This window comes from Castellaniella sp., assembly GCF_049651205.1.
In the GTDB taxonomy this organism is placed as follows: domain Bacteria; phylum Pseudomonadota; class Gammaproteobacteria; order Burkholderiales; family Burkholderiaceae_B; genus Castellaniella.
The window spans coordinates 279604-297870 of record NZ_JBASBR010000004.1 but is presented as its reverse complement, the minus strand read 5'-3'; the positions used below and the strand labels follow the sequence as shown (position 1 = coordinate 297870).

At 60.9% G+C, this 18267-nt stretch carries 17 protein-coding genes; 11 read left to right on the top strand and 6 right to left on the bottom strand.

Annotated features, from left to right (window positions below):
• The first annotated feature begins 64 nt into the window (after positions 1-64).
• Complete coding sequence (gene purM / locus WA928_RS02525) at positions 65-1114, top strand: phosphoribosylformylglycinamidine cyclo-ligase (RefSeq protein ID WP_424299118.1); 1050 nt, start codon at positions 65-67, stop codon at positions 1112-1114.
• A gap of 123 nt (positions 1115-1237) precedes the next feature.
• Here purM and miaA read toward each other — a convergent pair whose 3' ends face one another.
• Together miaA and mutL are read right to left on the bottom strand one after the other, a co-directional pair.
• Positions 1238-2185, bottom strand: coding sequence for a tRNA (adenosine(37)-N6)-dimethylallyltransferase MiaA (gene miaA / locus WA928_RS02520; RefSeq protein ID WP_424299115.1), 948 nt, complete (start codon positions 2183-2185; stop codon positions 1238-1240).
• Positions 2186-2330: 145 nt separating this feature from the next.
• Positions 2331-4352: a DNA mismatch repair endonuclease MutL gene (gene mutL / locus WA928_RS02515; protein WP_424299112.1), complete on the bottom strand. Its 2022-nt coding sequence runs from the start codon at positions 4350-4352 to the stop codon at positions 2331-2333.
• Positions 4353-4410: 58 nt separating this feature from the next.
• On the opposite strand from mutL, the gene WA928_RS02510 reads away from it, so the two are divergent.
• Positions 4411-5058, top strand: coding sequence for a VTT domain-containing protein (locus tag WA928_RS02510; protein ID WP_424299109.1), 648 nt, complete (start codon positions 4411-4413; stop codon positions 5056-5058).
• Here the strand turns inward: WA928_RS02510 and WA928_RS02505 are convergent.
• Genes WA928_RS02505 through WA928_RS02495 form a run of 3 tightly spaced genes read right to left on the bottom strand, consistent with a single transcriptional unit; the run spans position 5055 to position 7870 of the window.
• Positions 5055-6350: an N-acetylmuramoyl-L-alanine amidase gene (locus WA928_RS02505; RefSeq protein ID WP_424299597.1), complete on the bottom strand. Its 1296-nt coding sequence runs from the start codon at positions 6348-6350 to the stop codon at positions 5055-5057. The two genes, WA928_RS02510 and WA928_RS02505, sit on opposite strands and share 4 nt — an antisense overlap.
• A gap of 44 nt (positions 6351-6394) precedes the next feature.
• Positions 6395-6922: a tRNA (adenosine(37)-N6)-threonylcarbamoyltransferase complex ATPase subunit type 1 TsaE gene (tsaE, locus tag WA928_RS02500; RefSeq protein ID WP_424299106.1), complete on the bottom strand. Its 528-nt coding sequence runs from the start codon at positions 6920-6922 to the stop codon at positions 6395-6397.
• A gap of 54 nt (positions 6923-6976) precedes the next feature.
• A complete protein-coding gene (locus tag WA928_RS02495) occupies positions 6977-7870 on the bottom strand; it encodes an AEC family transporter (RefSeq protein ID WP_424299103.1) in 894 nt (297 codons plus the stop codon).
• A 259-nt stretch (positions 7871-8129) separates the two neighbouring features.
• Between WA928_RS02495 and WA928_RS02490 the strand changes: the two genes are divergently transcribed.
• Entirely contained in the window at positions 8130-9251 is a 1122-nt protein-coding gene (locus WA928_RS02490; RefSeq protein ID WP_424299100.1) for a porin, read from the top strand.
• Between the two features lie 121 nt (positions 9252-9372).
• Here the strand turns inward: WA928_RS02490 and WA928_RS02485 are convergent, their stop codons facing one another.
• On the bottom strand, positions 9373-9765 hold the full coding sequence (locus WA928_RS02485) for a type II toxin-antitoxin system HicB family antitoxin (RefSeq protein WP_424299097.1): 393 nt from the start codon (positions 9763-9765) through the stop codon (positions 9373-9375).
• A gap of 392 nt (positions 9766-10157) precedes the next feature.
• Here WA928_RS02485 and WA928_RS02480 point away from each other — a divergent pair, with 392 nt between their 5' ends.
• The 8 genes from WA928_RS02480 (at position 10158) to nuoH (ending at position 18264) form a co-directional block, all read left to right on the top strand.
• Positions 10158-10517: an NADH-quinone oxidoreductase subunit A gene (locus tag WA928_RS02480; RefSeq protein ID WP_424299094.1), complete on the top strand. Its 360-nt coding sequence runs from the start codon at positions 10158-10160 to the stop codon at positions 10515-10517.
• Positions 10518-10532: 15 nt separating this feature from the next.
• Positions 10533-11009 (top strand): NuoB/complex I 20 kDa subunit family protein, encoded by a 477-nt coding sequence (locus tag WA928_RS02475; RefSeq protein WP_066457841.1) that lies wholly within the window; start codon positions 10533-10535, stop codon positions 11007-11009.
• 84 nt (positions 11010-11093) lie between these two features.
• Entirely contained in the window at positions 11094-11711 is a 618-nt protein-coding gene (locus tag WA928_RS02470; protein WP_417275978.1) for an NADH-quinone oxidoreductase subunit C, read from the top strand.
• A gap of 1 nt (position 11712) precedes the next feature.
• Complete coding sequence (locus WA928_RS02465) at positions 11713-12966, top strand: NADH-quinone oxidoreductase subunit D (RefSeq protein WP_350379600.1); 1254 nt, start codon at positions 11713-11715, stop codon at positions 12964-12966.
• A 27-nt stretch (positions 12967-12993) separates the two neighbouring features.
• Entirely contained in the window at positions 12994-13479 is a 486-nt protein-coding gene (nuoE, locus tag WA928_RS02460; protein ID WP_350380199.1) for an NADH-quinone oxidoreductase subunit NuoE, read from the top strand.
• Complete coding sequence (gene nuoF / locus WA928_RS02455) at positions 13476-14846, top strand: NADH-quinone oxidoreductase subunit NuoF (RefSeq protein WP_424299090.1); 1371 nt, start codon at positions 13476-13478, stop codon at positions 14844-14846. Before nuoE ends, nuoF begins: the two co-directional genes overlap by 4 nt.
• A 14-nt stretch (positions 14847-14860) precedes the next feature.
• Positions 14861-17191: an NADH-quinone oxidoreductase subunit NuoG gene (gene nuoG / locus WA928_RS02450; protein ID WP_424299087.1), complete on the top strand. Its 2331-nt coding sequence runs from the start codon at positions 14861-14863 to the stop codon at positions 17189-17191.
• A complete protein-coding gene (gene nuoH, locus WA928_RS02445; RefSeq protein WP_350379593.1) occupies positions 17191-18264 on the top strand; it encodes an NADH-quinone oxidoreductase subunit NuoH in 1074 nt (357 codons plus the stop codon). The genes nuoG and nuoH overlap by 1 nt, the downstream gene beginning before the upstream one ends.
• The last annotated feature ends 3 nt before the right edge of the window (positions 18265-18267 follow it).

Here is an 18267-nt window from a genome sequence, read left to right as displayed (position 1 = left end):
ATCGTAAAATCAGGCCACTCTATTGTCCAAACCTGCAATTTTTGCACATTCGGCGGCTTTTCTCATGACATCAGGCAATCCCCCCTCCTTTACTTATCGCGAAGCCGGCGTCGACATCGACGCGGGCGACGCACTGGTCGACCGCATCAAGCCCCTGGCCGCACGCACCATGCGCCCGGGTGTGATGGCTGGCATTGGTGGTTTTGGAGCTTTGTTCGAGTTGCCCAGTCACCTCAAGCAGCCGGTGCTGGTGTCTGGCACCGACGGGGTGGGCACCAAGTTGCGCCTGGCCTTCGAGTGGCAGCGACACGACACTGTGGGTATCGACCTGGTCGCCATGAGCGTCAACGATATCCTGGTTCAAGGGGCCGAGCCCCTGTATTTCCTGGATTACTTTGCCTGCGGCAAGCTGTCCGTGGATACCGCTGCGCAGGTGGTGGGCGGCATTGCCCGTGGCTGCGAGCTTGCCGGCTGTGCCCTGATCGGTGGCGAAACCGCAGAGATGCCTGGCATGTATCCCGATGGCGAATACGATCTGGCCGGGTTTGCTGTGGGCGCAGTCGAAAAATCCGCCATCATCGACGGCGCTGATATTGCCGAGGGCGATACGGTCCTGGGCTTGGCCTCCAGCGGGGCGCACTCCAACGGGTATTCGCTGGTGCGCAAGATTTTGCAGCATGCTGGTGCGCAGCCCCAGCAAGAGCTGGACGGCCGCCCACTGGGCGATGTCGTCATGGCCCCCACGCGCATTTACGTCAAATCGGTGCTGGCCGCGCTGGCTGCGCACGGTCGCGCCATCAAGGGCCTGGCACATATCACGGGCGGCGGCCTGCTCGAAAACATCCCCCGCATCCTGCGTCCGGGGCTGTGCGCCCACCTGTATCGCGATGCCTGGCAATGGCCGGTGCTGTTTCAGTGGCTACAGGCCCAAGGCGGCGTGGCCGACGCCGAAATGGCCCGCGTATTCAACTGCGGCATCGGTATGGTGCTGGTGGTGGATAGCGCCCAGGCCGATGCCATCACAGCCACCTTCAGGGCCCAGGGCGAAACCGTTTATACATTGGGCCAGATCCAGCCCCAGGCAGCCGGCGGGGCGCAAACCCTGGTGGATTAAGCGGCAAGCAAACCGGTGTGGATCACCGGTTTGCAGTATTCCTGTCAGTAGGTGGCCTGCGCATTGCAGCGATTCCTTCAGGCCAAACGATGCGGGATCCCTCGGGCAACCAAGTCTGCCTGATCACACTTTCAGAACCTGTGCGCAGTGTCGCAAAACCTGCCCGGCTGCATCATCGGCCAGGCAGTCCACCGTTAGCCGCTCGGGTAAGGCGCGCAGCCAGGTAATTTGCCGCTTGGCCAGCTGGCGGGTGGCTGCAATCGCCCGCTCGACAGCCTCGTCCAGCGATGTGTCACCATCCAGGTACTCCCACAGCTGGCGGTAGCCCACGCAGCGGATGGAAGGCAGCCCCGGGTGCAGGTCGGCCCGCGCATGCAGGGCACGCACTTCGTCCAGCAAGCCGGCGCCCATCATGGCCTCGTAGCGTTGCGCAATCCGGCGATGCAGCACCAGCCGGTCGGAGGGCTCCAGGCTGATGGTTAAAAATTGCCAATCCGGCAGCACCGGCTGGGAGGCCTGCGCCAGCCAGTCGCTCATCGGGCGGCCGCTGGTGCGCCAGATCTCCAGGGCGCGTTGCAGGCGCTGGCTGTCGTTGGGTGCCAGACGGGCGGCGGTGATTGCATCCACGCGCGCCAGCTCTGCATGCAATGCCGGCCAGCCGCGCTCGCGGGCTTCTTCATCCAAGGCCTGGCGGATGGCGGGGTCGGCCGGTGGCAGAGCATGTAGCCCTTCGCGCAGCGCCTTGTAATACAGCATGGTGCCGCCGCACAAAATCGGAATCCGGCCACGCTGGTGGATGGCTTGAACCAGCGCCGCCGCATCCTGGGCGAACTCGGCGGCGGAATACGCCTGCGCCGGGTCGCGGATATCCAGCAGATGGTGAGGCACTTGTGCTTGTTCCTGGGGATCCGGCTTGGCCGTGCCGATGTCCATGCCCCGGTAGATCGTGGCCGAATCCATCACGATGATTTCGATGGGCCAGCGTGCGGCCAGGGCCATCGAGGCCGCCGATTTGCCCGAGGCTGTGGGCCCGGCCAGGCAGATCAGCAGGGGAGAGGCGTTTGAATTCATTCAGTCAGTACAGAGGCAGTCAAAATGAGGGCGGTCGTTGTCAGGAGCAGGCAGCGGTGGTTAAAAATCGGTGGGGTGGCCGTCAGCATCAGGACGGTCGTTGTCAGAAGGGAACAGTTGTTATAGGTGCCAGGTTGGTCTGGTTCTATTGGCCCCGCATAAACAGCTTGTCCAGGTCGGCCAGGCTCCATTGAAACCAGGTGGGGCGCCCGTGGTTGCATTGGTCGGCACGTTCGGTGCGCTCCATTTGCCGCAGCAAGGCGTTCATTTCATCCAGCGTCAGGCGGCGGTTGGCACGGATGGCGCCATGGCAGGCCATGGTGGACAGCAGCTCGTTGCGTTGCTCGGTGAGGCGGGCTGATTGCCCAAAGCGTTCGACATCGGCCAGCACACCGCGCGCCAGGGATTCGATATCGCCCTGGGCCAATAGGGCAGGCACCGCCCGCACGGCCAGCGATGCCGGGCCGGTGGCACGGATGCGCAGGCCCAGTTGATCCAGGGTGTCCTGGTGTTCCTGGGCAATCGCCACCTGGGTCTCGCTGACGCTAAGCACCACGGGTACCAGCAGATCCTGGGCGGGCAAGGATGCCTGATCCAGGCCAAGCTTCAGGCGCTCGTACACCACGCGCTCGTGTGCGGCGTGCATGTCCACCAGCACCAGCCCATGCGCGTTTTGCGCCAGGATATACACACCGTGCAACTGGCCCAGCGCCATCCCCAGCGGCATCTCATCGGCCTGGCTGGCGTGTCTGCCTGCTATCGCCGTTGGCACTCCTGATGATTGCCCGTCCGCGGGTGCCATCAAGCCGCTGGCTGCCTGCCCTGTCGTGGGCCTGATCAGCCCGCTTGGCCATGCGTCCCCGCCCGCTGGTGCGGCCAGGTCGCCCGCGTCCAGCGGACGATAGAGGTCTCGCCAATCAACGTTGGGTGTGGTGTCGTGCATGGCAAAGCGTTGTTGCACCGGCACCTGCCCTGGATAGCGGCCAGGCTTGCCGCCACTGACAGGCGTATTCCACGCCGCTGGGCCATGCTGCCCGCCTGCAATGCCAGATCCAGTGTGAGTGCCGGTAGCGCCTCCAGGCCGAGATCCGTTGTCATCCCCTGATGCCCCTGCTGCCCCGCCTCCCGGCGGAATACCCTCCCGGCCAGGCGCAGGCAGCGTATCTGCGGCCTCGCCGGCTGCGCCACCGCGCTGTGCCAGCACTTGCCCCAGCGATTGCGCCACATAGCGGTGCACCGCCCCGCTGTCGCGAAACCGCACCTCGCTTTTGGCGGGGTGCACGTTCACATCTACCCCGGTGGGATCCACCCCCAAAAACAGCACATACGCGGGCTGGCGGTCGCCGTGCAGCACGTCGGCGTAGGCCTGACGCACAGCGTGTCCCACCGTGCGGTCGCGCACAAAGCGGCCATTCACGTACAAATACTGGCGATCGGCCCGGTTGCGGGCAAAGGTGGGGCGCGTAATGCAGCCCTCCAGGGTGATCAGGCCCTGTTCACAAGACACCGGCAGGCTTTGTGCCTGAAACTCGGCTCCCAGCACGTCGCGGATGCGGCCCTGGATATCGGTGGCCAGCCAGTTGCGCTGTGGTTTGTCGTTATGAAACACCCGCAAGGCAATCTCCGGATGCGAGAGCGCAATCCGCTCGATGGCATCCAGGCAGTGGCCATATTCAGTGGCCTCGGAGCGCAAAAACTTGCGCCGTGCGGGGATATGGTCAAACAGCTGGCGCACGTCTACGCGGGTGCCCACGGGGCCCGCCGCGGCCGAGGGCTGCGTCTGCCCGGGGCTGAGCTGCCAGGCTTGCTCGCCATCCGCTGTGCGGGAGGTGAGTGTGAGCTGGGCCACCGACGCAATCGACGCCAATGCTTCACCCCGAAACCCCATGGTGGCCACGGATTCGAGCTCGGCCAAAGAGCCAATCTTGCTGGTGGCGTGCCGTTGCAGCGCCAGCCCCAGTTGCGCCGAGGCAATGCCATGACCGTCGTCGGCCACCAGGATGCGTCGGATGCCACCGCCGTCCAGCCGGATTTCAATGGCGCGCGCGCCCGCATCCAGTGCGTTTTCCAGCAATTCTTTAAGTACGGAGGCTGGGCGTTCGATGACTTCGCCGGCAGCAATCTGGCTGATCAGCGTGTCGGGCAGGGCAGTGATGGGTCGCGTCATGAAAACGATTATAGTGACGGTTTTGCCGCGCACTAACTTCTAGAGGTTGCACACGGCCATGGCCGAATTCTTTCATCTGCTGCTTAATATTGATCAGTCTCTGGGTGTGTGGGTGGCCCAATACGGCGCCTGGATCTACCTGATCCTGGCCCTCATCATTTTTGGTGAAACCGGCCTGGTGGTCTTGCCCTTTTTGCCGGGCGATTCTTTGCTCTTTATCGCCGGTGCATTTGGGGCCACGGGCCATCTGGATCCCGTGCTGATGGCCGGTATTTTGGTGGTGGCAGCCATTTTGGGCAACACGGTTAATTACTCGGTGGGGCGCTACATCGGGCCCAAGGTGTTTTCGCACGATTACCGCTTTCTCGATCGCAAGGCCTTGCTTAAAACCCATGCCTTCTACGAAAAACACGGCGGCAAAACCATCGTGCTGTCGCGTTTTTTGCCGCTGTTTCGCACCTTTGCCCCGTTTGTGGCCGGTGTGGCCGGCATGCGTGTGGGTCTGTTTCAGTTTTATAACGCCGTGGGGGCCGTTGGCTGGATCGTTGGCCTGATCACGCTGGGGTATTTTTTTGGCAACGTGCCCATCATCAAAGAGCATCTCAATACCATTGTGCTTATTGGTATCGGGGCGGCCGCCATCCCGGCTGTGCTGGGGGTGCTGTGGAAACTCCTGCGCGGTAAGGATTCGTCCAAGGCCACCTAGGCGCGTCGCGCCAGCGCCGGATTGGCCGCGAAGTAATCCTGTACGCCACTGAGCACCGCCCGGGCAATCTTTTGCTGGTGCGCCGGGGTGCGCAGCAGCGATTCTTCTTCGGGATTGCTGATAAACGCGGTCTCCACCAGGATGGACGGAATGTCGGGTGCTTTTAGTACGGCAAACCCGGCGCGCTCGATATGATTTTTGTGCAGGCGGTTGATCTTGCCGATCTCGCGCAGCACCCGCGTACCCACGTTGATCGAGTCGCTGATCTGCGCGCCGGTGGATAGATCCAGCAACACCTTGGCCACCTGGGCGTTGTGCGCACCCAGGTTCACGCCGCCAATCAAATCGGCATCGTTTTCTTTCTTGGCCAGCCAGCGGGCCGCCGAGCTGGTGGCGCCGTGTTCAGACAGGGCCCATACCGATGACCCGCGTGCCGAGGGCTTGATCCAGGCGTCGGCGTGGATGGAGATAAACAAATCTGCCTGCACGCGCCGGGCCTTTTGTACCCGTACGTTAAGGGGCACAAAATAATCGCGGTCTCGCGTCAGGTACGCGCGCATATTGGGCTGCGCATCGATCATTTTTTTCAAGCGCTTGGCAATCTGCAACACGATGTCTTTTTCGTGCGTGCCGCGCCGCCCCGTGGCGCCGGGATCTTCGCCGCCATGGCCGGGGTCCAGTGCAATCAACACCGGGCGATCCTGCCGCTTGGGCAGCCTGGGCTTGGGTGACAAGGCCACGGGTGGCGGTTGCTTGGCCGACGGGGGCAGCTCTTGCCCTTGCACCGAGGGCACGGGAGCCTCGGAGGGGCTGTTTTGCGCCAGGCTCTCGAGAATACCGGCCAAAGGATCGTTTTGCGCATCCTTCAGCAAGGCCATCAGCGGGTCTTGGGCAACCTTGGGGTAAAGATCAAGCACCAGCCGGTATTTGTATTCGCCAATTGGCTTAAGCGTAAACACTTGTGGTGCCACATCCTGCTTCAGGTCGAACACCAGGCGCACCACATCGGGGCGGTTTTGCCCCACTCGCACCGAGCGGATATAGGGATCGTTGGGTTTGATCTGTGAAATCAGGCGGTTGATGCCGGCATTCAGTCGCAAGCCGTCGATGTCCACCACCAGACGAAACGGGTTCTGCAGCATAAAGTGCTCGGCCTTGAGATCCGAGTCCATCTCAAGCGTTACCCGCGTGTATTCGTCTGCCGGCCAAGTGCGCACGGCCACAATCGTGGCCGCGTTGGCATGCCGTGGCATCACGGATAGCGCCAGCAGGGTGCAGCCGGCGGTAATCATCGTCCGGCGCAAAGGCTTGGCCACCGTGTTCGGGGCCGGGGGGATCAGGTTTGCAATGGGGGTAGGTGCGTCAGCCATAGCTGTCCTTTTTCGCTGCAGGCGCTTAGCCATGCACGGCGTCCCGCCCCCGCGTATTCCAGCAAAATATCCAGATCCGGAGGAGGCAGGCGGGTGCCCGCTTGTTCGGGCCATTCGATCAGAACCACTGCATTTTCGGCCAGCAGTTCGCCAAAGCCCGCGTCCCGCCATTCGTGCGCATCGCTAAATCTATAGAAATCAAAGTGATAGAAGTATAAGTTAGAAACATTATAGCTTTCAAGCAAGGTGTAGCTAGGGCTTTTGATTCGTCCGCTTACACCGCAGGCGCGCAACAGGGCCCGCACCAGGCTGGTTTTACCCGCGCCCAGATCGCCGCGCAGGTGGATTCGCCCCCCTGGCGCCCCCTGCGGGCCGCCGGGCGTGCCAGGCTTGGGCGGGTGGCCCATCAGCAGTGGCGCCAGGCGTTGTGCCAGCGCCACGGTGGCATCCTCATCCGGCAACAGAATTTCACGGGGGGCAGCGGGCAGGGTCATGGTTATATGGCAGATAGAGATCAAAAACAGGCCAGGGGTCAGCGGATGATAGCCCTACCGCATAAGCCCCAGCCAGATCGGCAGGGTGATGGCCGACAGCACCGTGCCCAGAGACATGGTTACCGCCACCAGCCGGCCATCGCCGCCCATGCGGGCTGCCAGCACGTGCGCCGCCGAGGACGTCGGTACGGCCGAGAACAGTAGCAGCACCAGGCGGGTCTCGGCTCCCAGGCCCATCATCCATGCCAGGGCCAATGTCCATAGTGGCAACAAAACCAGCTTGGCGGCAATCATCCAGGCCATCAGCGGTGCGTGCTGGCGCCCGCCCTGTAATGACAAGGTGGCGCCCACGCACAGCAAGCCCAGCGCAATGGCACACGCGCCCAGCCGGCTTAACGCCACCTCGGCCACATGCGGCACCGGGATCCCCAAGAAGTTGAACGCCAGCGCCGCCAGCGTGGCCAGGATAAACGGATTGCGCGCCATCTCCGCCAGCGCGTGCCCGCCGTTGCGGCTGGCCAGCGCATGCACCGCACCTACATTACTGATAGGGATGGCAAACCCCAAGATCACCGCCATGGTGGATTGCGCCTCGGGCCAGCCCAGGCTGGCCGCCAGGGCCAGCGCCAGATAACTGTTGAACCTGAAGGCACACTGCGCCGTGGCGGCATGCGCGGCTGGATTGGGCCGCACTGCCAGCCGGCCCAGCCAGGCCAGCGCAATCCCGCCCAGCATCACCCCTACGGTGGCGGCCAGCAATACTGTGGCGGTGTTCAACGCCATCGGCGCCTGCGTGATGGAATGAAACAGCAGCGCCGGAAACAACACAAAATAAACCAGCTTCTCGGCCTGCCTGAAAAAAGACGCATCAAAGCCAAAGCGGTGCAGCAGCAGCCAGCCCAGGGCAATCACTAAAAAATCCGGCAGGATCAGCAAAACAACAGACATAGGCACCACGCAACAGGTTGCTGGCCGCCCGGATTTACACATTGGGGCAGCCCAGCCGCGATTGTACGGTTGCCGGCGGATCTGTTGTGGTTCTGCAACGTCTTTTGGGGAAACTGAGGCCTTTGGCCCTCTCAACATGGCAATTGCGCCCGATTTTTGATGCAATACCAACAACTTCCCTTCGCGGAGTTAGAAAGAGCAGCAGCACAGGATGTTGTTGGCCTGCTCTGATTCACACAAATCTACGGAGATTTCTTACATGAAAAAGACTCTGCTCGCTGCTGCTCTGCTGGCCGGTTTTGCTACCGCTGGCGTTGCTCAAGCAGAAACGTCCGTGACGCTGTACGGTATCCTGGATACCGGCTACGGCTATCAGAACTACAAATACGACCACGATGGCGCCGATCAAACTGCCAAGACCTCCGGTCTGCGTAGCGGCACCGTCAACGGTAACCGCTTCGGCCTGAAAGGCTCCGAAGATCTGGGCAATGGCCTGCGCGCTATTTTCCAATTGGAGCAAGGCTTTGATCTGGGTAACGGCGGTTATACTGCTGCCGACAAGGAAAGCCGCCAATTCCATCGTCAGGCTTTCGTGGGTCTGTCCAGCGACAGCTGGGGTACCTTCACCATGGGCCGTCAGTACAGCGCCGGTGTTGAAGTCGGCAACCTGATCTCCAACGGCTGGAACCTGGGCGACGTGGATAAGGTCTTCGGTGGCGTAGGCTACGGCAACCGTATCGACAATTCCTTCAAATATGTCACGCCTGATTTCGCTGGCTTCAAGGCAATCGCCTTGTACGGCTCTGAAGGCGATGACACGATCACCCGTGATGAAGGTCAAGCAACGGCTCCCGCCAATGAGCGTACCTCCCGCACTTCCTTGGGTCTGACGTATGCCAATGGCCCCATCAGTGCCGGTGCCAGCTACGATCGTAGCGGCCAGACTGCAAACGACGACGCCATCACCAGCTGGAACTTGAACGCTGCCTACGACTTTGAAGTCGTGAAACTGTCCTTGGCTTATGGTCAAGACCGTCATGGCAAGCTGGGTTGGGGTGGTAAGGCCAACGGGTATATCGACGGCCTGCGCAATGCTACTTCTTACAAAGATCTCAAGTCCAACAACTACCACGTTGGCCTGAGCGCTCCTCTGGCAGGCGGCAAACTGTATGCTGGCTGGAACTACTCTACGTCCAATCTGGATGATGCCGACAAGTGGAGTTCTGAGGCTGGCAACATCAGCACCTATCAGATCAACTACTTCTACCCGCTGTCCAAGCGCACCGGTGTCTACACCTACGCTTCCTACGGCAAGAACCTTGGCTACGTCAAGGATCTGAAAGGTACCGAAGCCGGTATCGGTCTGAACCACAAGTTCTAATCGCTTCGCGTGGCTTGTCCACGCTGCGATGTGGCCCGGCTTGCCGGGCTACGCAAAACTTGGGAGGGCTTCGGCGCTCCAACAAAAAACCACCTTCGGGTGGTTTTTTGTTGCACGCCTCTCAGTGCGTCAGGGTCATCTGTGCGATGTAGCCGGATCGGGTTTCGCCTGCTGACTTTGCTTGATGATCCAACAGAGCGAGAATGCGGCGAGGCAGGGTGATGTTCACTCGTTCGATCGTATCGTCGATCAAGGCCGGATCAACCTCGGCGATCGCCCATATCCACCCATCGTATTCACCGGATTTCTGCAGATCGGTGATGCTGGAGGGTGTTGGAATGCTTTCTTTGTGGGCGATGGCGTCTTCTATCCATAAGGTGATTGCCTCTTTGGCGTTCTCGATGGCCTCGTCGATACCGTTGTCGGCAGCGGAGAAGCAACCGGGCAAATCAGGCACCACGACTCCCCAGGCGGCAGTGTCGTTGCCGGGCTCGATAGCAATGGGGTATTTCATGAGGGCCTCCTTATTTTAGGCCAGCCTGACGAAGCAACTGGATGACAAGCCCGGTACCCAAGGCTTTTTTCGTGTGTGCTATACACATTATAGCGAATGAAATCAGGAGAGCCCATGATGGCCGGAAACTCAACCTGCCGTTCGTGCATCTGGTCGGCTTTGATCCGGTTTGTCACTTGGGGAAAATCTGATCATCGATGGCTGGGGCTACCACATGTCTAGTCTGGATGGCGCTGTGCGGATCCTCACCGCATTTCAGGCGCCTGAAAGCCGATCTGTGCTTAGCTGGATTGACCCACATCAAATGTGTTTCAGACACGGGTTTTCCCTGCGGATAAGCTTGTCGAAATGATACAATCCCGTAGTTTGATCTTCTGGAGCAGGGGCCTATCATGAATCTGGAACAGTACTTTCCTGTGCTGCTTTTCATCATCGTCGCCACCTTGATTGGCGCGGCCCTGCTGGTGGCGGGGCGCTTGCTGGGCCGCAACGTGCCCGATGCCGAAAAGCTTTCCGTGTACGAATGCGGTTTCGAATCCTTTGGCGATTCCCGCATGAAATTCGACGTGCGCTATTACCTGGTCGCCATCCTGTTCATCATGTTCGACCTCGAAATCGCGTTTCTGTTTCCCTGGGCCATGGCCAACGGTGCCGTGGGCATGGTGGGGTTCTGGGCGGTGGCAATCTTCCTGGGCATCCTCACGGTGGGCTTCATCTACGAGTGGCGCCGTGGCGCACTCGACTGGGAATAATTGGGGGTAAGCAAAATGGCTGTAGAAGGCGTCATGGAAAAAGGCTTCATGACCACCAGTGCGGATAAATTCCTCAACTGGGCTAAAACGGGCTCTTTGTGGCCCATGACATTTGGTCTGGCCTGTTGTGCCGTCGAGATGATGCACGCCGGCGCGGCGCGCTACGATCTCGACCAATTCGGTATTATTTTTCGTCCCAGCCCGCGTCAGTCCGATCTGATGATCGTGGCTGGCACGCTGTGCAACAAGATGGCTCCGGCACTGCGCAAGGTGTACGACCAAATGCCCGAGCCGCGCTGGGTGGTTTCGATGGGCTCCTGTGCCAACGGGGGCGGCTACTACCACTACTCCTACTCGGTGGTGCGTGGTTGTGATCGTATCGTGCCGGTGGATGTTTATGTGCCGGGCTGTCCGCCCACGGCCGAGGCGCTGGTATACGGCTTGCTGCAGATGCAAAACAAGATCCGTCTTACCAACACCATTGCGCGCTAGCGGGTTTGCCGGCGCGTCGCCACAAGGCGGCCTGTGTTTCATCACCCGGCACTCCCATCCCTGATCCGAACCCACGATCTGCATATGACACGGCTACAGACACTAGAAACCAATCTGCGCGATGTCCTGGGGGCCTCGGTGCTGGTTACCGAATCCCTGGGCGAGCTCACCCTGCAGCTGCCCCAGTCTGCCTGGGCAGACACCTGCCGCATCCTGCGCGATCACGCCAGCCTGCGCTTTGAATCCTGTATGGATCTCTGCGGGGTGGATTACTCTGCCTGGAAAGCGCCCACTTACCACCCGGGCTACTCTGCGCAGCATCCGCACCGCTTTGCAGTGGTCGTCCATTTGCTGTCGGTTACCCATAACTGGCGGCTGCGTGTGCGGGTGTACGCCGAGCACGATGAATTCCCCGTGGTGGCCTCTCTGGTGGATGTCTGGCCGTCGGTCAACTGGTACGAGCGCGAAGCCTTTGACCTATACGGCATTGTGTTCGAAGGCCATCCCGACTTGCGCCGCATCCTTACCGACTACGGTTTTATTGGCCATCCTTTCCGCAAGGATTTCCCCATCTCCGGCCACGTCGAGATGCGCTACGACGCCGAGCAAAAGCGCGTGATTTACCAACCGGTCACCATCGAGCCCCGCGAGGTGACCCCTCGCGTGGTGCGCGACGATCACTACGGAATCGAACGGTACTGATATGGCAGAGATTCAGAACTACAACCTCAACTTTGGCCCGCAGCACCCGGCCGCCCACGGGGTGTTGCGCCTGGTGCTCGAGCTCGACGGCGAAGTCGTCCAGCGCGCCGACCCTCACATTGGTCTGCTGCACCGCGCCACCGAGAAGCTCGCCGAGACCCGCACGTTTTTGCAAACCTTGCCCTACATGGATCGGCTCGATTACGTCTCCATGATGTGCAACGAGCATGCCTACTGCATGGCCGTCGAGCGTCTGCTGGGCATCCAGATTCCGGTGCGTGCGCAATACATCCGCGTGATGTTCGACGAAATCACCCGCATCCTTAACCACCTGATGTCCTTGGGCTCGCACGCCCTCGACGTCGGTGCCATGGCAGTGTTTTTGTATGCCTTCCGCGAGCGCGAAGACCTGATGGACTGCTACGAGGCCGTCTCCGGTGCGCGCATGCACGCCGCTTACTACCGGCCCGGTGGTGTGTACCGCGATCTGCCCGACACCATGCCGCAGTACGCGGGCTCCAAGTATCGCTCCGACAAAGAAACCAAGGCCATCAACGAAGCCCGCTCGGGTTCCCTGCTTGATTTCATCGAAGACTTCACCAACCGGTTTCCCACCTGCATCGACGAATACGAAGTCCTGCTGACCGAAAACCGCATCTGGAAGCAACGCCTGGTGGACATCGGCGTGGTTTCTCCAGAGCGCGCCCTGGCGCTGGGCTTTACCGGCCCCATGCTGCGTGGCTCGGGCATCGAGTGGGATCTGCGCAAGAAGCAGCCCTACGAGGTTTACGACAAGCTTGATTTTGATATTCCGGTGGGCAAAAACGGCGATTGCTACGACCGCTATCTGTGCCGCATTGCCGAGATGCGCGAATCCAATCGCATCATCCGCCAGTGCATCGAGTGGCTGCGCAACAATCCCGGCCCCGTCATTGTGGGCAACCACAAGGTGGCACCGCCCAAGCGCGAGCGCATGAAAACCGGGATGGAGGACATGATCCACCATTTCAAGCTGTTTACCGAGGGCATGCACGTGCCCGAGGGCGAGGCCTATGCCGCGGTAGAACACCCCAAGGGCGAATTCGGCATTTATCTGATCTCTGATGGTGCCAACAAGCCTTACCGCCTTAAAATCCGGGCGCCGGGGTTCGCCCATCTGCACTCGCTCGAAGAAATGTCCAAGGGGCACATGATTTCCGACGTGGTCACCATCATTGGTACCCAGGATATTGTGTTTGGCGAAATCGACCGCTAAGGCCCGGACATCACAGGAACCATGACGATGCTGCTTTCCGAACAAGCTTACCGGGACATCGACCGGGAAATCACCAAATACCCGGCGGATCAAAAGAAATCCGCCGTGATGGCGGCGCTGACCATTGCACAAACCGAAAAAGGTTGGGTCTCCCAAGAAGTCATCCGCGATGTGGCGGCTTACCTTCAGATGCCCACCATCGCAGTGCAAGAGATTGCCACCTTTTACTCCATGTACAACACCCAGCCGGTGGGACGCTTTACGCTTACCATCTGCACCAACCTGCCCTGTGCGCTGCAAGGCAGCGGCCAGGCAGCCCAGTACCTCAAAGAGAAACTGGGGATCGATTTTCACGAGACCACGCCCGATGGCCTGTTTACCCTCAACGAGGGCGAGTGCATGGGTGCCTGTGGTGATGCGCCGGTTATCCTGGCCAACGACAAGCACATGTGCTGCCGCATGCAGCCCGAGAAAATCGATGCCCTGATTCGCGAACTCAAGGAGTCGGCATGAGCGCACAGGACGTCTTGCAGAAATTTGGCACGGATGCGCTTAACCCCGAGTTAGGACAAGATCCTTCACGCAGCATGATTTTCCACGACCGGCACATCAAGCCGCTGCTGCTGGCGGGGCTGGACGGCAACAACTGGGGGATCAACGACTACATCGCCCGCGGTGGCTACGAATCCCTTAAAAAGATTCTCACCACCGGGATGACGCCCGACGATGTGATCGCCGAGCTCAAGGCTTCCAGCCTGCGGGGCCGGGGCGGTGCAGGGTTTCCCACGGGGCTCAAGTGGTCGTTCATGCCGCGCAACCTGCCGGGGCAAAAGTACGTCGTCTGCAACTCCGACGAAGGCGAGCCAGGCACGTTCAAAGACCGCGACCTCCTGCGCTACAACCCGCACTCAGTGATCGAAGGCATGATCATCGGCGGCTTTGCCATGGGCGCGTCGGTGGGCTACAACTACATCCACGGCGAAATCTTCCAGATCCACGAGCGCTTCGAAGAAGCCTTGCGCCAGGCGCGCGAGGCCGGGTTCCTGGGCGAGAACATTCTGGGTTCGGGCTTTTCGTACCAGTTGCATGCGCACCACGGTTTTGGCGCCTACATCTGCGGCGAAGAAACCGCCTTGCTCGAGTCTCTCGAAGGCAAAAAAGGCCAGCCGCGATTCAAGCCGCCGTTCCCGGCCAGCTTCGGTCTGTATGGCCGGCCCACCACCATCAACAACACCGAAACCTTTGCCGCGGTGCCCTTTGTGTTCCAGATGGGTGCGCAAGCCTATCTAGAGCTTGGTATCGAGAAAGCCGGCGGCACCAAGATCTTCTCGGTGTCCGGCGACGTCGAACGCCCCGGCAACTACGAAATCCCGCTGGGCACGCCGTTTTCCAAGCTGCTCGAGCTTGCCGGCGGGGTCAAGGGCGGGCGGGCGCTCAAGGCAGTGATTCCGGGGGGCTCGTCCTCTCCGGTGCTGCCTGCCGACATCATGATGAACACCAACATGGATTACGACTCCATTGCCAAGGCCGGCTCGATGCTGGGCTCGGGGGCCGTGATTGTGCTGGATGACACCCGCTGCATGGTCAAATCGCTGATGCGCCTGTCGTACTTCTACATGGAAGAATCCTGCGGCCAGTGCACGCCATGTCGCGAGGGCACGGGCTGGCTGTATCGCATGATGCAGCGCATGGAGCACGGCCAGGGCACGATGGAAGACATCGAAACCCTGGATTCGGTGGCGCACAACATGATGGGTCGTACCATCTGTGCGCTGGCCGACGCCGCCGCCATGCCGGTACGCAGCTTTATCAAGCATTTCCGCGACGAATTCGTCCACCACGTCGACCACAAAGATTGTGTGGTCGCCAAGTATCTGTAGGGTCAGGACACGCCATGGTAGAACTCACCATCGACGGGCTGAAGGTTCAAGCCGAAGAAGGCAGCATGGTTATCCAGGCTGCTCACGCGGCGGGGCTGTACATCCCGCATTTCTGCTATCACAAGAAGCTCAGCATTGCCGCCAACTGCCGCATGTGCCTGGTCGAGGTCGAAAAGGCCCCCAAGCAACTGCCGGCCTGTGCGACACCGGTTACCAACGGCATGGTGGTGTATACGCACTCCGAAAAAGCCGTGGCCGCCCAGCGCGCTGTAATGGAGTTTCTTCTGATTAATCACCCCCTGGATTGCCCGGTATGCGATCAGGGTGGCGAATGCCAGCTGCAAGATCTTGCCATGGGCTATGGCGAATCCGCCTCGCGCTACAAAGAACCCAAGCGCGTGGTGTTTCACAAGCCCATGGGGCCGCTGATTTCGGCCGAGCAAATGCAGCGCTGTATCCACTGCACCCGCTGCGTGCGGGTGGGGCAGGAGATCGGTGGCATCATGGAAATCGGCATGCTCAATCGGGGCGAGTTCTCCGAGATCACCACATTTGTGGGCGAGGCGGTCGAGTCCGAACTCTCGGGCAATATGATCGACGTCTGCCCGGTGGGTGCCTTGCTGTCCAAGCCCTTCATGATGAGCGCTCGCACCTGGGAGCTCGCGCGTCGCCGCTCCGTCAGCCCGCACGACAGCGTGGGCGCCAATCTGGTGGTGCAAACCAAGATGGACCGCGTCTTGCGCGTGGTGCCCTTCGAGAACGAGCCCGTCAACGAATGCTGGATCAGCGACCGCGACCGCTTCTCGTATGCCGGGCTGTATGTCGAGGATCGCCTGCAGCACCCGATGGTGCGCGGCTGTGACGGCCAGTGGCACGAAGCTTCGTGGTCGGATGCCTTGCAGTCGGTGGTGACCGGCCTTAATCAAGTGCGCGAAGACGGTGGCGGGGCACAGATCGGTGCCTTGGGTACCGAAACCGCCACCCTCGAAGAACTCGCCCTGCTGGCGCGCCTGACGCATGCCCTGGGGTCTGACAACATCGATTTCCGTCTGCGTGGCGAGGGTGCTGCCCTGGATGCCGTACGCAGCGGCGCCCCCTGGCTGGGCATGCCCATCGCCGATCTCAACACGCTAGACCGCACCCTGGTGGTGGGTTCGTTCCTGCGCAAGGATCATCCGCTGATGGCTCAGCGCCTGCGCCAGGCTGCCAAGCGTGGCATGCAGCTTTCGCTGGTCGATAGCGTGGCAGTCGATCCTTTGGTGCCGGTCACGGGCCGCATCACGGTCAAGCCTTCGGGTCTGGTCAATGCCCTGGGCGAGATCGCCGTGGCGCTGGCCGGGCTCAAGTCTCAGCCGGTGCCTGATGCCCTGGCCGGCCTGCAAGCGGGTCAAGGCGCTCAGGATATCGCGCAAAGCCTCGCCTCCGGCGAGCGCGTGGCTGTGCTGATGGGTAATCTCACCCTTACCAGCCAAGACGTCGCCTTGCTGGCTGCCAATGCGCAGCTGATTGCGCAACTGGCCGGTGGCCGTTTTGGCTTCCTTACTGCTGGTGGCAACACCGTGGGTGGCTATCTGGCGGGTGCGGTGCCTGCCAATGGGGGCCTGGATGCCCGGGCGATGCTCTCGGGCGATCCCCTGAAAGCCTATCTGGTGTTGCATGCCGAACCCCGTCTGGACAGCGATCTGGGCGATCAGGCGGTGCGAGCCCTGCAAGGCTCGGCCATGGCCGTGGCATTTACCGCCTTCCGTTCTGCGGCAGAAGACTGGGCCGATGTCATGCTGCCCATTGCGCCGTTTACCGAAACCTCCGGCTCGTTTGTCAACGCCGAAGGCCGGGTGCAAAGTTTCAAGGGTGTGGCCGCGCCAGTGGGCGATACCCGTCCTGCCTGGAAAGTCCTGCGCGTGCTGGGCAATCTGCTGGGCCTGGCCGGCTTTGACGACGACACCTCCGAGTCCGTGCGCGACACCGTGATGGTGGGTGGTCTTGAAGGCCGCCTGTCCAACGAGATCCGTCACCAGCCGGGTGTGCGTCAGGCATCCACGTCGGTCGAGCGTGTGGCCGAGTTGCCTATCTACCGTACCGATGCGCTGGTACGCCGTTCGCAACCGCTGCAAGAGCACGTCAATTCTGCACCGCCGCAGGCGGCTGCCAATGCCGCCACCCTGCAGTCTCTGGGTGTGGCGGATGGCCAGCCGGTTACCGTGCGCTCTGCACACGGCGAGATCCAGCTGACTGCGGCCCTGGATGACACCGTGGCCGATGGCGCAGTACGGATTGCCGGTGCCTTCGAACAGACCGCTGCCCTGGGCATGGGCTCGGGCGCCATCCAGCTGGAGCAACGCTAATGGACTGGTTGAATACTCTCAACGCCTACGGCACCGGCCTGATCGGCGAGACCCCCTGGCTGGTGGTCTGGACGTTGGTCAAGATCGTCGTCATTGCCGTGCCCATCATCTTGTGTGTGGCCTATCTTACGTACTGGGAACGCAAGATGATTGGCTTCATGCACATCCGTCTGGGGCCTAACCGCGTCGGCTATCGCGGGCTGTTGCAGCCTTTTGCCGATGTGTTCAAGCTGCTCACCAAAGAGCTGATTGTGCCCACCAAGGCCAACCCGGTGCTTTATGTGGTGGCCCCAGTGGTTACCCTGATGCCGGCCCTGGCCGCCTGGGCGGTAATCCCCTTCCAGCCCGAAGTCGTGCTAGCCGATATCAATGCGGGCCTGCTGTTCATCATGGCCATTACCTCGTTGGGGGTGTATGGGGTCATTGTTGCCGGCTGGGCGTCCAACTCAAAGTATGCGCTGCTGTCGGCTTTGCGGGCTTCGGCGCAGATGGTGTCCTACGAGCTGGCCGTGGGCTTTGTGCTGGTTACTGTGCTGCTGGTCTCGGGCACGCTTAATCTGTCGGGCATTGTTCAGGGGCAGGGTACGGGCTGGTTTGCCAGCCATGGCATCAGCATTTTGTCCTGGAACTGGCTGCCGCTGCTGCCGCTGTTTGTTATCTACGTGATTGCCTCGGTGGCTGAAACGAACCGCCACCCCTTTGACATGGCCGAGTGCGAGTCCGAGATCGTGGCCGGCCACATGGTCGAATACTCCGGCATGGGTTTTGCCCTGTTTTTTCTGGGCGAATACGCCAACATGATTTTGCTGTCGGCCATGGCGGCAGTGATGTTCCTGGGGGGCTGGCTGCCACCGCTGGATGTCGCGCCATTTACCTGGGTGCCGGGCTGGCTCTGGCTGGGCATCAAAACCTTTTTCGTGGTTTCCCTGTTTATCTGGTTCCGCGCTACCTTCCCGCGCTACCGCTACGACCAGATCATGCGTCTGGGCTGGAAGGTGTTCATTCCCCTCACCGGGATATGGCTGGTAGTTGTGGCTGTCTGGATGCAGACACCCTGGAACATCTGGCAGTAAGGA